The following is a 14,279-nucleotide window of genomic DNA, read 5'->3' on the forward strand; positions in this document are numbered from 1 at the left end:
CAAAAAACGTGTACCCATAAACGTTAGCTACATCAAACGGATTTTAAAAAATTATGTCTATTTTCATTTTTAAACGAATTGAAAATGAAAATCCTGTTTGCCTTTGCTTTTCTTTTATCAGCTACAAGAATATCCGCACAAAAAACTGACATGCGCCTGCAGGCGATGCTCACTAGATTAGTTGATGGATTTCATGGTGATGTTGGGATTTTTGTTTACGACCTGGCAAAAAATAAAATTGCATCCGTACATGGAGATACAATTTTCCCAACAGCAAGTATGGTAAAAGTTCCTATCCTGACAGGACTGATGCATAAAATTCATAACGGGGATTTCACTTACCACCAGGAAATGCTTTTTACCGATTCTGTCCGGTATTCCGAAGGCCAGGAGATTCTTGCCTCATTCCGGGATAGTACTAAAATCCCCTTAAACGAGTTAGTGATGCTGATGATGAGCATGAGCGATAACGGTGCCAGCCTTTGGCTACAGGGACTTTCAGGCGGTGGTGCTCAAATTAATTCTTATATGGACAGCCTTGGGCTGAAATATACGCGGGTAAACAGCCGCACTGCCGGAAGAAAAGAAAATTACAACCTGTATGGCTGGGGGCAAACCACACCCAAAGAAATGGCCACACTGATGAAGATGATTGCGGAGAATAAAATTATCAATCAACAAATCAGTGAAAGAATGCTAAGAATGATGAGCCGCCAGTTTTGGGATGAAGACGCCATTTCGCAAATCCCTCCGAATGTTTTCGTAGCTGATAAAAGCGGCGCTGTAGATGCCACAAGGGATGAAGTGTTATACGTAAATGGAAATCATCCTTATATTTTTTGCGTCTGCACCAAAAACAACAGAGACACAAGTTGGGAACATGATAACGAGGCATGGGTACTTACACGAAAATTATCAGCATTATTATGGAATTATTTTAATCCAAAATCCGCATGGACACCTCCTGCCTTTTTGAAATAAAACTATCCTAAAATAAAAATAAGGCTTATTTGTTGTTTCACTAAAAACAGCGCAGATAAACCAATCATTATATTCGATGGTATTACTCATATAAACAAACAGCCGGCTTTAATTTCACCGGCTGCTGTGCAAATAATTGTTATCGTTTATTGTTTTACAAATTTCGCAAGGCTGCTGCCTTTTTCAGTAATCAGTTGAATAAGATAAGTGCCTTTTGCCAATCCGCAGACATTGATATTTTGTAAACGGATAGCTTCTATTTTTCCAAAATCCTGCCTGTATAGCTCGTGGCCTTTTAGGTCAGAAATTTTAAGAGTAGCAGTTTTTGAGCTTGCTGTGCCAAACAAAATACTTAATTGTGTATGAACAGGATTAGGATAGGTTTTCAGGCTTAATGTTGGTGCATCCAATTTAACCGTCAGCACATTTGAATATTTTATATTGCCGTCAAGGTCGTTCAATTGAAGGCGGTAATAAAGCAGGTTGGAACCGGCTTCCAGATATTGATTGTCATTAAATCCATAAGATTTTTCTGTTGTGCTGTTCACGGAAGCAGCTACTGTACCGATATCTGAAAAATTCAAGCCATCGGTGCTTCTTTGAATTCCAAAATCGCGGCTGTTAATTTCCGTTGCCGTTTTCCAGGTTAATTGAACTGCGTTTGGCTGAAGCATTGCCTTAAAATCCATTAGCTGAACAGGCAAAGGAGAAGCGGTGGCATCAATCCGGTACAAATCCAATATATCTGATGAGGCGCCATTTCCGTTATCTGCGGTTCCAAATAACTTACTATTGAATACAAATTCAAAATCAGGATCCGAAGAGCCCGCGCCCGGATTAATATCCTGCACCATGTTAGCAGTTGTTCCGTTTGTAAACCAGGGCTCAGCGCCATGTGCGCCATCATTAGCTGTAAAATACAGGCCCGTTTTGGTATAGAAATAATCATCTCCCACTCCGTAATTGGGCCCCCCTATCGCCTGCACCATTTTTGTTCCACCGGCGGTGCCGTCAGTCTTCCATAGTTGCGTTCCATTAGTGCCATCATTAGCCGCAAAAAAGATGGAGCCATTAAATAAAGTGCCACGGTCATAAAAATCAAAAATACCAGCACCTTCCAGTAATTTGCTAAAATTAATCACCGGGAAAAGTACAGGATCTGCCCCTTCCTCGCCGGCATTGATGTCTTTAATCATTTGGGTGTTGGCCGCTGTGCCATCAGAAGACCACAGTTCAGTCCCTTTATCAGTAGCGGCTGTAAAAAGAAATTTTCCTTTTATAAAAACTGAATTAAATAATTGAGGAGTTGAACTGTTTGGTATTCCTGAGCTGCTACCCGGAAAGATGTCGGCAACCATAGAGGCGGAATTGCCATCCGTGCTCCATAGCTCGGTGCCATGAGCCACATCCGTGCCGGCGAAGTAAATTTTCTTATTAAAAACCATTAAGCCAAAAGCGCCATATGCAAAAGAGGGAACATTAAACGAATGAATTAAAGAAGTATTTGTTCCATCGGTTTTCCAAAGATCCATTGAATAGGTGGCTGTCACCACGATGAATATTAGCTGGTTGCCAAGAGTAATAAATTGGAAAAAAGAAGTAGAGGCGTTGCCATCAGAAATATCTTTCAACAATTTGGTGCCTGAAGAGGTTCCATTAGAAACCCAAAGTTCTTTACCGGAAGTTCCATTGTCTGCCACAAAATAAAGCAAGCCGTTACTGATTTGAAAATCAGCGCTATTTCTATCAAACGCACCCGGAATTCCGGGATTAATATCTTTTAATATAGATATAGTTCCGTTGGTGCCGCTAAGTTTATAAATCTCCCTTCCAGAAGAAGATGAATCAGTAAAATACAGATCACCTTTGTATTGAATAAAATCGGCGGGCGAAGAACTTTTTGTTCCGGCTATAAAATCCTGCACCAATTTAGTGCCTGCCTGTGTTCCATCAGTTACCCAAAGCTCCGTTCCGTGAGTAGCATCCACACCCGCAAAATAGATTTTGTTATTTAAAATCCCATTGCCAAGGTCCTGGTCAATTTTGACATTAAAGGCATATTGCTTAGTGCCTGTTCCTGACGTTCCATCGCTTGTCCAGAGCGTGCTGTCCACATCGCTGACTAAGAAAATAGCACCATTAAAAATCGGGTAACCGCCCAGGCTATGATTATCATTTATGATAGTGGCCTGGGCATTGGCATGATGATAAAATGCAATAAACAACAGCAACACGACGTAATTTTTTTTCATTATGGCAAATTTTTAACTATTAACAAAAAAATATTTGAACATCAATATTTACCAGGGCCCGCCCGGAAATATGCGGCATCAAAAAAAATTTTGCGCCATTTACAATCAATAAACTGATGTTGGATTTTAAACTTACCGTAAGATTAGCGGGAGATGGTTATGCAGGAATTATTGGAAAAATAAAATTAGGAAATACCCTCAAATAAAAAAAAATTTATATTAATCTATTTGTACATTACAATCCATTAATAAAGTTTATTGGAATGAAAATTGAAATCTTATGAAATAGTTAAAAGACCAGAATGTGGAATTTAAGAATTAACTTTTTTAACGGTTACACGTCTTATATATAAAATCAATAATCATGAAATATCTATATACTATATTTTCAATTTCGGTTATAATACTGATGTCTTCCTGCTCGTCATCCAGGTATTATCAATCCGATACGGGCGAATATTACCAGGGACAGCCTGAAACGACTTACCAGCAATTCTATAATGATTTAAGTCCTTACGGCGATTGGATAGATTACGGAAATTACGGCTATGCCTGGATTCCATCCATGGCCAACTTCAGGCCTTATTATACCAATGGGCACTGGGTATATACCAATTATGGATGGACCTGGGTTTCAAATTACTCGTGGGGATGGGCTCCTTTCCATTATGGAAGATGGATGAATGATATGAGGTACGGATGGGTATGGATTCCCGGAACTGAATGGGCGCCTGCCTGGGTAACCTGGAGAGGCGGGGGAAGCTATTACGGATGGGCGCCGCTAGGGCCTGGCATGGGCTTGAATAGCAGCTTTAGCTCCATTCCCTATAGCGACTGGACTTTTGTTCCGCAAAATTATATTACCAGCAGAAACATTCAGAATTACTACGTTAGCCGTTCAAGAAATGTGACGATAATTAATAACACCACAATTATTAATAACACAAACGCAGGCAGTGGAAGACCGCGTAGCGCAAACTATAATCCAGGGCCTCCGGTAAGAGAAATTGAACGCAACACCGGAACCAGGATAAGGCAATACAATTTAGAGACAGCAACTAAACCAGGAGAAACCCAGGTCGGAAATAATACAGTCAGGGTATTCCGGCCGGCTATAAGTTCCTCTTCCAGTGCGCCAACCACAAGGCCTGAGAGAAATGCAAACGGCGGGCAGCAAAGCCCATCTACTTCAGCGCCGATAAGGGAATTCCCTAAAAACCAAACGCCGCAAATTAGAAGGGATGAACCGCCTGTGAATCAAAACAGGCCTTCGATAGCTCCGCAGGAAAACAGGACTCCTTCGCGCACTTTCCCTGAAAGAAATACAGGTTCGCAGCCAGAGAACAATCCTCCGGCAACCAATGCGCCGACCCGCGAAAGCAGACCTGCCATCACAAGGCCCCCGGAAAATAACACGTCAAACCAGGCTCCGGTCAGGAGTTTTCCTAACACGCAGAGTGCACCCAGCCAGGCTCCGGTAACAAGAGAGTCGAATTCATCTACACAGCAAAACAACCCGCCTGTAAACCGGCCGGTAAGAAGAATGTAAACCATCAAAATCAAATAAGATAACTTTTAATTGCCGGGTGATCCGATTGTCGGATCGCCCTTTTTTTTGAATAACCTGTTGCAGAATAAAAATGTGTCTTATTTATTTTTTTACTGGAAATAGAATCGTGTCCCAATGCCATCTGCAGAAATTCGTTTAAACTCGCCCGATATTTTTGCGAAGCCCTACCTTTGCAAACTATGATTACCATTCTTGCCATTGAATCATCCTGCGACGAAACTGCCGCCTCGGTGTGCAGAGATAAACTTATTTTAAGCAACATAATTTCAAGCCAGAAAATCCATGAAAAATATGGTGGCGTAGTTCCTGAATTGGCTTCCAGGGCGCATCTTCAGGCGATTGTTCCTGTAGTGAATGAAGCGCTTAACGTAGCGGGGGTGCAATTAAAAGACATTGATGCTTTTGCTTTTACCCAATCACCGGGGCTCATCGGCGCGCTGCTCGTGGGGACGGAATTTGCGAAATCTCTTTCACTGGCGTTCGACAAACCCCTGATTGCGGTGCATCACATGCAGGCGCATGTTTTGGCAAATTTAATTCAGCCAAAAGAAAGTGAAAGTAAAATACCGTCTTTCCCATTTCTATGCCTTACGGTTAGCGGCGGCCACACGCAAATTGTCGTGTGTGCATCACCGTTAGAACAGAAAATTATCGGACAAACGTTAGATGATGCGGCGGGAGAAGCATTTGATAAATCTGCAAAAATTTTGGGACTACCCTATCCCGGCGGCCCGTTAATTGATAAATATGCTAAGATGGGCGACTCAACGAAATATCATTTTCCCGAGCCGAAAATAGATAGATTGGATTTTAGCTTCAGCGGTTTAAAAACAGCGTTCTTATATTTTATCCGCGATGGCAAACTGGAAAATGAAAATTTTGTGGAAGAAAATATGAATGACATTTGCGCCTCGTTGCAATCAAGAATTGTTTCCATTTTATTGAATAAATTAAAAAAGGCTTCGGAAGAAACCGGCATCCGTGATGTTTGTATTGCAGGCGGCGTAAGCGCTAACAGCGGCCTGCGGTCTGCGTTTGAAAAAATGGGCAAGGAGCTCGGATGGAAGACGTTCATTCCTAAGTTTGAGTATTGCACCGATAACGCAGCAATGATTGCCATCACTGCGTACTACAAATATCTTAACTCGCAATTTGAAGATTTATCAGTAGTACCTTCAGCAAGAACAGCATAAGCTAATTACGCACAGTAAAAGAATCAATGTTCAATTTTTTTATTCCGTCTTTACCAGCAAGCTTTCTTATTTTTTATTTGAGGATTTCTTTTCAATAAATACAACCCCTTGCGCAATAATTATTTTCAATTCAAACAATTTACGATTCAGCAGGAAAAAAGCAGTATGAAAATCTGTACCGACTCCTGTTTGTTTGGCGCCTGGGTGGCGGAAAAAATGGAAAGAAAATTTATTGAACCCCAAAGCATCCTTGATATTGGGACAGGTACCGGGTTGTTAAGCCTGATGGCTGCACAAAAATGTGAGGCGAAAATAGATGCAATAGAAATTGATAAAGATTCTTATTTGCAGGCGAAAGGAAATTTTTCAGCAAGCAAATGGTCGCCGCGCCTGCAGATACTTCATGCGGATGCTACCATGCAAGTTGATGAGAAGAAATATGACCTTATAATTTGCAATCCGCCATTTTATGAAAACGATTTAACATCATCCGATAGAAGAAAAAATATTGCAAAGCACCATGAGGCACTTACTTTAGAGGATTTGATTGCGATTATTCAAAACAAGCTCTCTGAAAATGGAGGCTTCGCGGTATTGCTTCCCTTCCATCGTGTTGAATACTTTAAACAACTCGCCACCAGGAATAATTTTTTTGTGGCAGATGAAGTACAGGTAAAGCAAACGCCGCAACACCCCTGCTTCCGCGGATTTTTATCTTTCACAGCGAAAAAAGTACCGCATATAATTCACGAATTAATTATTAAAGACAAAGAAGGAAAGTACACCGCGGAGTTTAATTATTTCTTACAAGATTATTATTTATAATCCCGCGTAGGCTTTCATGTAGGAAAAATTATCAGTAAGTTTTCCGCAGTTAGTTATGGTTGCATCTTCAATAATTTTTGACCCTCCGCTTATAAGATCATCAAGAATAAATTTTATCAATTGTTCGCCAAAATATCTTGAAGCATCACGCGGCAATTCATTGGGTAAATTGCCCACCGCCATCACATCCACCGAGCCATGCAAATAAGGAGCAGTGCGCGCTCCGCTGATTTTATCCACTCCATAAACAGGATCTTCCATGGTATTTTCACCCAGGTTGCAGGGGACAGAACCCAATTTATCATCCGAAATATCGGCGATAGTTTGAATCCTGAAATCCGGCTTTTTCATGTCGTCCATTTCAAACAAGCGCGGAACTTTATCATACCAGTACACGCCATTCAGCAAAATATCGGTATCGGCAATGTAGTTGCTAAAAAGGCACCGGTAATATTCAGGATGCTCATGAAATTCTTTTCGTGTATACGTGCCCGTTAGTTTATTTACATAAAGATCTGCACCTTTTAAATGGACATACACCGGGTAAGTAAATTCAGTGGATTTAAATTCATCCGGGTCGGTTTCATGAATTTCCATCAGGTTCATAATTTCCAGTATGCCATGCGCCACCCGCCCGCTTCCCGTGACAGCCACTTTAATATTGGGAAGCTTTAAGCCAAAATAAGTATGTATCAGTTCCTGGAAATTTTTCTTCTTATAAACCCTGTTAAGCGAAAAAGCGCCTGTGCGGTTTCCGTAGGCCATCATTCCATTATGAGCGCCTACCACACCGGCAAAAAAGCCAAAGCCTATCAGCCTTGTACCGTCTTCATGCTCCAGGCATTCATAATCTATCAGCGTAATTTCTTTTTTTATGATAGCCTGCAAAAGCTTTTGATTGTAAGATTGCAGCTTTCTTGTGTGAGAGAAAAAAAAATACGTTTTTCCAGCAATAAGCATATCCACGGGAACCTCTTTTATTCCGAATAAAATATCACATTCATCCACGTCATCCTTTACTTCAATGCCCGCTTTTATATATTCATCATCAGTATAGCATCTTGTCGGTGAACGCTGCACCACAACAGAAATACTTTTATTTTGCTGAATCCAGCGGCATTGAGCCGGCGTGAGCGCCACCCGGTTATCCGCAGGTATTTTTCCTTCTTTTATCAACCCGATTGTCACCATCAATTATAGGTTCAGAAAGGCAATTTACAATTTCTGTGATTTAGGCGATTGGCGGTTTCTTAAAAAGCAGTAAAAAAGGTTTTACGACCTATTTTTATTTTGCGAAAACGAAAAAAATAGTCAACCGGATTTTGGACAGATTGGACGGAATGCGTAATATTGCCTCCCGAAATAAAAAGGCAAAAGACCTGGAAAGCCCGGGTGGCGGAATTGGTAGACGCAGCAGACTCAAAATCTGCCATTCGCAAGGATGTGCTGGTTCGATTCCAGTCCCGGGCACAACGAAAGAGGCCGTCTCAAATAAGCTTGAGACGGTCTTCTTATTTCAGTTTGTCCGCTAAATGCTATCCTTTAACTTTGATAACCGGGTGCTTAATAAACAACTTTTTATCATTCTTTTACGTCGCCACAATCTCTGTTAGATAAAATTCTGCCGATTCTTTCTGCTGAATGAAAAGATTACCAGGTCTCGGATGCCTTGGCCAATTGCATTTGCTTTTTATTTTTTTAAAATGTTCAATTGAATGTTATTTATAAACTTTCTCAAAACTTAAGTTTTTCTGAAAAAGAATACCCGGTTGGTTAGAAAATTTTTTAAAATCCTTTTCAGAAATCTGACCCTTATACGGCACATAAAAATCTACATCGCCTGCTTTATTAAAACCCGCATTTCTCCAGGCTAACGCATAAGAAATTTTGTGATGGCTGAGGGCTTTGTAAAATACATTTGTCCACCAGGTGCTATCAGGAACCTGTGCATAGCCGAATTCAGTAAGAGCGGGAATTTTCTTTTTTTCAGCAGCAATATTTTCAAGCATGGTCAGCATGTGATCCATATCTTTTACAAACTGCGCATTTCCTGTAGCGCCACCTTCGCGCTGATAAATATCAAAGCCAATAACATCCACCCATTTATCACCGGGATATTTTAATAAATAGTCTTCTTTGGAATTAAACCGATCAGTATTATAGGCGTACAAACATTGATGAATATTTTTTGTATCTCTTAAATAAGAAACCGTAAACCGCCAAAGCTGTTTAAATTCCTCAGGGGTACAATGATTGCCGCCCCACCAAAACCAGTTGCCATTCAATTCATGATAAAGACGTAGTATAACGGGGATGGGCACACTATTTTCATCTTTCAGATTTGCAATAAAACCGCCCACTTTATCCAGCCAGCTTTTATACAAATCATTCTTTTCGCCGCCTGGTAAAATTGATGCAACGGTTCCCGGTGCGGAATCCCATGCGGTTTTGCCGGTTAAGGGATTATTTAAATGCCAGCTTAAAGTTATAACACCACCACGTTTGTAAATAGTTCGTATATAATTTCGCATCGAATCAAAAGGAACGCTGTCAATATTCACCTCGTGATCCAATTCTAATCTTCCTAATTCAAATCCATACACAGCAGGATAATCGCCCGTTACTTCTTTCACGTCACTTTTTCCGGGAACATATTTCCATCCAACTCCATAGGCAAGATCATCCTGGTGACCAAACATGATTCCCTTATTTTTCAATTTCATTAAATTAAAAAACAGGTTTTTTGTTTCTTTACCGGCAAGAGAATCAATAGGATTTTGTGCTTGCAAACAAAGACCGTCAAGAATTAAAAAGCCAACGATAAACAGGATCGAAAAAGTTTTTTTCATGTCGAAGTTCTTCCTAAGTGATGGTAAATAAAACCTTCGGAAGTTTTGCCGAATCAGGTTTATCATATTTCTCAATCCCTTTTATGACTATCACGCTTAATGACGGTGAAACAAAAATACCGGGAGATCCTTATGGTCATTAATTCAGCCCCATGTCATCCACGTAAATGGAGAATGCTCCGGTTCCACTAAATTCCTGAACCCATATTTCCTTTAAAGTGGCGTCGCTTGTCAGCGTTGAAACAGGAATGGCGTAATCTGTCCATTTGCCTTCCACTACATTCAGATTATATTTTCCGTTTACACCGTTGAATGCTATCGTAACCGTTTTTCCATTACTTCCCGGGGCGCCATAAATTGAAATTTTAAAAGTAGTGTAGCCGGACAAATTAATATTTGCGCCGCCGATCTGCATTGGTGAACCATATCCACCTACATAATCAATTTTGATTGATTTATCTCCTTCTCTGACCGGGCTCGTGTTGCTATAATTTGCAGTACCGCCCCATCCGCCACCAATCCATCCGTTCCAGTTTGAAGTGACAGCATCAGTATAAAAAGGGAACGCAATTACCGGAGGAGGAATAGCACCGGTAATTTTCAAAATATCGCCTGATTGAACAGTCAAAATCGAGTTGAGCACGCCCAATGTGATTTTTCCTTCAGTAACCCCTTTCGGAACTTTTACGACAATTTGAGTAGCAGATTGACTTACGAATTTCGTAACGGGATCTGCATTTTGGAAAAGAATGGACGACACCAGGTTGAGATTAATACCGGTAATTGTGAGGTTAGTTTCCGGGTCAACCGGATTAGGATCCATTTTAGTAACAGAGGGCATCAGCACATTCAGATCCACAGAGGACATTGTTTGTACACCTGAAGCCGCTTCTAATGTCACTTTACCATTAATAGTTTCGCCGGGCACTTTTACTACAATTTTTGTTGCACTTTGGCTTATAAATGTAGTCACTGCAGCGGCTACGCCGTTAAAATAGACCTTTGTTGCCAGGTCAAGATTAGTTCCTGTAATAGTCAATTCATCTGCATGCTTCACGGGATTAGGAGAAAGCATTGTAGCCATTGGCAGCGTTACATGCAACGTGTCTGTTGTTTCCACGAAACTTGAATCTGTGCCGCCATAAGCCAGTACCAATGTGCCGGTTTGAGCATCAATTGGAACTGTTACCTGCAATTCGTTTTTGGTCTGGCTTACAAAACTGGTTACTATTTTTCCGTCGTTGAAAGTGACGCCTGTAACCCAATTGAGATAGTCGCCCTTAATGCTGATGTTTTCTCCCGGACGCGCCTCATTGGTTATTGAAGAAACTGTAGCAGTTACACCAATATTAAATTGTGTCTTTGAAGTGATATCGCCGGATGGCGTTTTTAAAGTAACATATCCTTTTTCTGTTTCCGTTGGCACAATAACATGTATTTCTGTTTTGGATTGCGAAAGAAAATTGCTGCCGGCTACGCTTGCATTGGTAAAATCTATTTGAGTTACCTTGTCGAGGTTAGTGCCATAAAAACGAATGGTGTCGCCCGGTTCTGCACCCGTGGGGCCAAAGCTCAACAATTCCGTAGCAGAGGATACTGGATTTTCATTATCCTTTTTACATCCAAAAAAAGAAAGGCAGGCAACGATAAAAGTTATCATTAACAAGCGCACGTTATAAATTATTTTCATCCTTTACGTTGTTAGATTGGTGAATATTTATTGATCAACTTTTGGAACAACTCTGAAATTGTCAAAGCTCAAATCTGCATCGAGATCGCCGGGGCCCTGCAATAAGACCATAGCCCAATAGCCATTCGGGTTTACTACGGGTGGCTTTGAATAGCTTGCTACAACTTCATCATAAGGAATAACAACGGTTCGCCACAAGCCTTTGCTGTCAAACGGTGGCGCCCATTTATATCCCTTTGTATCCTGAACCACAGACCCGCCGGCATTAATAGTTATCATGCTGGCGTTGTATGGCTTCATGGTATTTATCTCAAACTTCAGGTAATATTTTTCCGGATGAAGGATGGCATCGTCAGGAATCTTTTTGCTGTAACTTGGCATAGAGCCAGCGTCTCCATCGGCAAGTTCATTCCATGCCCAACTACCAATCAAGCCTTTTATCCGGAAATAGTTGCCGTTGATTTTGGGTGGATCATCCGGCCCTGGGTTAGTAACAACAAGAGAGGCGTTGTTCCACCCTTCAAACGGATCGCTGGCGATAAAAATATTCCGGTTATCATCAAACCAGAAATCAGATTTTGTTACGCCAAAATTGGTAGTTATAGTCACCGGCCCGGGCTGGGCACCCGCAGGTACTGTAATTTTAAGAAGCTGGTTGTCTGTTGATATTTCTGTTACCTCTCCTTCCACACCGCCGGTAAATTCGACTTTGACAGGCGCATAAAAATAATTACCATGAATCACCAATGTGCCTCCTTCGGGCACGTATTCACAATCAGCACCGCTGATGAGCGGCTTGCTAATAGAAATCGTAAAATCGTACAATAAAGAATCGCCATTTTTAAATAACAGCTTTACTTTATTATTTATGTCCATTGGTATCTGCGAGGGAATACTTACCAATATAGATCTGTTAGTAATATAAGTAGGCGTAAGAACGGCTTTTTGATCATTAAACCATATTTGCCGGGTGCCGCCGAGGTTTTCACCCATAATGGCTATTAGCTGACCCTGGCCTGCTGCTACCAAAAGGGAGTCAGAAGATGCCGGATCGGTTATCCGCACATAATGAATTACCGGTGTGCCGGTTGCATCATCTTTTTTGCAGGAAGCCAGCATGCTTATTGTGCCGATTGCGATTAGGGCGATGAACAGAATTTTATTTAAAGATTTCATATTCGATCAATTTCATTTTAAGATTGCATTTACCAATTCCGTCTGATATATTATTTAAGGATAATCTACCGGCGGCTTTGAAAGGTTTGGCGCCTGGCTAAGTTCAGTATTCGGTATAGGCAGGTAAAAATTTCCACTGTTTACAGTTGCTTGTCTTTCCGTAAACCAGGCGGTTTTAGTAAACGTCCACTGTGAAGGGTTAGGCATCACATCCGGAGCTGCCAGGAATAGTCCCCTGTCCTGCCCATTAAGTATGCTGTAGGCTTTTTCAGGGTCCCAATACTGAAGCCTGATAATATCGTACCAGGCCATTCCTTCCATTGCAAATTCTTTAAACCTTTCTGAATATACTTTATCCAGTGTGAGCGGCCCTTGTGCGCCCTGCCCTGTTACTTCATAAGGAGGTAAGCCTGCACGGGTATGAACCGCATTAAAATATTGAATAGCTGTGGCGTCAGTTGTTGAAGCATTATTGCCAATTTCCGCTTCTGCATAAATGAGGTACATTTCTGCAAGGCGCATCATATAAGTATCTTGTGGATAATTTTGCGTAGCTGCCTGGCCGGCAAGATTTGAAACTCCCACCATGTATTTCTTAATATTAGCTGCATTGTAATCACTGCCTGTGGTAGCAGGAGCAACAAATGGCTTCCCGGTAGATTTGACTAATATTTCCGGATATTCAAAACCCGGCAACAAGAAAGTAGCTTTCAATCGCTGGTCTGTAGTTCTGCCTTTTAATGTGCCATCAGGTTGTAGGGTAAATCCATCGTATTGGCTCAACAACCACCAGGTAGCACTGTACCCTCCGCCCCAGTTATTGAGTGCCAGATCGGTATTTGGAGACATCTGATCGATAACACTATTGCCTAACCCGTAAGTACCAGTACCCCCTGTGAACACCCATTCTAATTCAAAGAGAGACTCTTTGTTGTTATCATAGGGAAACTTGAATAAGTCTGCATAATTCGGCAGAAGGCTTTTACCGCTTTGTTGAATAACATCTTGTGCGTAATATTTAGCGCTGTCCAGAAATTGCTGGTTCCTGGTGCCGCCGTTAGATTCTACACCAGCGCGAGCCAGGTAAAATCTTGCCAGCATTCCTTCTGCACTCCATTTTGTAAGCCTTCCCTCCATAGAAGAAGTTGTGGGCAAATCTTCTGCAGCCGCTTTCATTTCCCTGGTAACAAAACGCCAAACGCTTGGAATCGTATTTCGGGTAATTGTAGTATCATACAAATCTTCAAAGTTATTTTCAATAATCGGAACGGGACCCCAGTTCATTACTAAATACCGGTAGGCCAAAGCCCTCATAAACCTTGCTTCGGCAATAGCCTGTTTTTTTACTGCCGGGCTAACTTCAGATCCACCAAATCTTTCTATATTGTATAAAAACAAGTTGGCTTGTGCAACCACTGTATAAAAAGCGTTCCAGGATGCGGTAACCTGCCCGTTATTGCCTGTGGCCGTAAACAAAACCTGGTCTCTGAATTCTCCTCCCCAGGGGTAAAAGAGCGTGCCGCCCCGTATATCGCCTAATGCAAAACTGGCTTTGTCATTATAACTGAACCACACTTTACTGTACAAAAGGCTCGTGGCAGACAATACCTGTTGGTCAGTTTTATAGAAGTTGGCATCAGTTATTGAATCTATTGGCGGCTTTTCAAGAAATTCTTTTTTACAGCCGGTCATTGCCGCAAACACCAGTAGTGAACCGATAAAAAGTTGAGATTTATATTTCAT

At 41.4% G+C, this 14,279-nt stretch carries 10 protein-coding genes and 1 tRNA gene; 5 read left to right on the plus strand and 6 right to left on the minus strand.

Translation table 11 applies throughout. The features are described 5' to 3' along the window. Positions 1–84 precede the first annotated feature (84 nt). Complete coding sequence (locus tag EFY79_RS13025; RefSeq protein ID WP_123121165.1) at positions 85–981, plus strand: serine hydrolase; 897 nt, start codon at positions 85–87, stop codon at positions 979–981. A 146-nt stretch (positions 982–1,127) separates the two neighbouring features. Here EFY79_RS13025 and EFY79_RS13030 read toward each other — a convergent pair whose 3' ends face one another. Continuing rightward, complete coding sequence (locus tag EFY79_RS13030; protein WP_123121166.1) at positions 1,128–3,233, minus strand: T9SS type A sorting domain-containing protein; 2,106 nt, start codon at positions 3,231–3,233, stop codon at positions 1,128–1,130. Positions 3,234–3,597: 364 nt separating this feature from the next. Here EFY79_RS13030 and EFY79_RS13035 point away from each other — a divergent pair, with 364 nt between their 5' ends. The 3 genes from EFY79_RS13035 to EFY79_RS13050 all read left to right on the plus strand — a co-directional run bounded on the left by EFY79_RS13035 (position 3,598) and on the right by EFY79_RS13050 (position 6,821). After that, the gene (locus tag EFY79_RS13035) at positions 3,598–4,782 is read left to right on the plus strand and encodes a DUF6600 domain-containing protein (protein WP_148041921.1); all 1,185 of its coding nucleotides are present in this window, start codon (positions 3,598–3,600) and stop codon (positions 4,780–4,782) included. A 200-nt stretch (positions 4,783–4,982) separates the two neighbouring features. Beyond that, positions 4,983–5,996, plus strand: coding sequence for a tRNA (adenosine(37)-N6)-threonylcarbamoyltransferase complex transferase subunit TsaD (gene tsaD / locus EFY79_RS13045; RefSeq protein WP_123121169.1), 1,014 nt, complete (start codon positions 4,983–4,985; stop codon positions 5,994–5,996). A 108-nt stretch (positions 5,997–6,104) separates the two neighbouring features. Continuing rightward, positions 6,105–6,821, plus strand: coding sequence for a tRNA1(Val) (adenine(37)-N6)-methyltransferase (locus EFY79_RS13050; protein WP_123121170.1), 717 nt, complete (start codon positions 6,105–6,107; stop codon positions 6,819–6,821). Here EFY79_RS13050 and EFY79_RS13055 read toward each other — a convergent pair. Then, positions 6,816–8,012: an NAD(P)-dependent oxidoreductase gene (locus tag EFY79_RS13055; protein ID WP_123121171.1), complete on the minus strand. Its 1,197-nt coding sequence runs from the start codon at positions 8,010–8,012 to the stop codon at positions 6,816–6,818. The two genes, EFY79_RS13050 and EFY79_RS13055, sit on opposite strands and share 6 nt — an antisense overlap. A gap of 195 nt (positions 8,013–8,207) precedes the next feature. On the opposite strand from EFY79_RS13055, the gene EFY79_RS13060 reads away from it, so the two are divergent. Then, positions 8,208–8,291 (plus strand) — tRNA-Leu (locus EFY79_RS13060). 248 nt (positions 8,292–8,539) lie between these two features. Here EFY79_RS13060 and EFY79_RS13065 read toward each other — a convergent pair. From EFY79_RS13065 to EFY79_RS13080, 4 genes are all read right to left on the minus strand, one after another. After that, a complete protein-coding gene (locus EFY79_RS13065; RefSeq protein ID WP_233578001.1) occupies positions 8,540–9,670 on the minus strand; it encodes a glycoside hydrolase family 26 protein in 1,131 nt (376 codons plus the stop codon). A 139-nt stretch (positions 9,671–9,809) separates the two neighbouring features. Beyond that, positions 9,810–11,360, minus strand: coding sequence for an IPT/TIG domain-containing protein (locus tag EFY79_RS13070; RefSeq protein WP_148041923.1), 1,551 nt, complete (start codon positions 11,358–11,360; stop codon positions 9,810–9,812). Between the two features lie 27 nt (positions 11,361–11,387). Beyond that, complete coding sequence (locus EFY79_RS13075; RefSeq protein ID WP_123121173.1) at positions 11,388–12,536, minus strand: glycan-binding surface protein; 1,149 nt, start codon at positions 12,534–12,536, stop codon at positions 11,388–11,390. A 54-nt stretch (positions 12,537–12,590) separates the two neighbouring features. Beyond that, positions 12,591–14,279, minus strand: a complete 1,689-nt coding sequence (locus EFY79_RS13080; RefSeq protein WP_158605215.1) for a RagB/SusD family nutrient uptake outer membrane protein — start codon at positions 14,277–14,279, stop codon at positions 12,591–12,593.

Origin of the sequence: Hanamia caeni, from assembly GCF_003721595.1 — a bacterium.
GTDB lineage: Bacteria > Bacteroidota > Bacteroidia > Chitinophagales > Chitinophagaceae > Ginsengibacter > Ginsengibacter caeni.

Excerpts from the sequence above, each read along its gene's own strand:
- EFY79_RS13065 (WP_233578001.1), bottom strand. The coding sequence starts at position 9,670 with ATGAAAAAAACTTTTTCGATCCTGTTTATCGTTGGCTTTTTAATTCTT.
- EFY79_RS13080 (WP_158605215.1), bottom strand. The coding sequence starts at position 14,279 with ATGAAATATAAATCTCAACTTTTTATCGGTTCACTACTGGTGTTTGCG.
- EFY79_RS13030 (WP_123121166.1), bottom strand. The coding sequence starts at position 3,233 with ATGAAAAAAAATTACGTCGTGTTGCTGTTGTTTATTGCATTTTATCAT.
- EFY79_RS13070 (WP_148041923.1), bottom strand. The coding sequence starts at position 11,360 with ATGAAAATAATTTATAACGTGCGCTTGTTAATGATAACTTTTATCGTT.
- EFY79_RS13075 (WP_123121173.1), bottom strand. The coding sequence starts at position 12,536 with ATGAAATCTTTAAATAAAATTCTGTTCATCGCCCTAATCGCAATCGGC.
- tsaD (WP_123121169.1), top strand. The coding sequence starts at position 4,983 with ATGATTACCATTCTTGCCATTGAATCATCCTGCGACGAAACTGCCGCC.
- EFY79_RS13035 (WP_148041921.1), top strand. The coding sequence starts at position 3,598 with ATGAAATATCTATATACTATATTTTCAATTTCGGTTATAATACTGATG.
- EFY79_RS13055 (WP_123121171.1), bottom strand. The coding sequence starts at position 8,012 with ATGGTGACAATCGGGTTGATAAAAGAAGGAAAAATACCTGCGGATAAC.
- EFY79_RS13025 (WP_123121165.1), top strand. The coding sequence starts at position 85 with ATGAAAATCCTGTTTGCCTTTGCTTTTCTTTTATCAGCTACAAGAATA.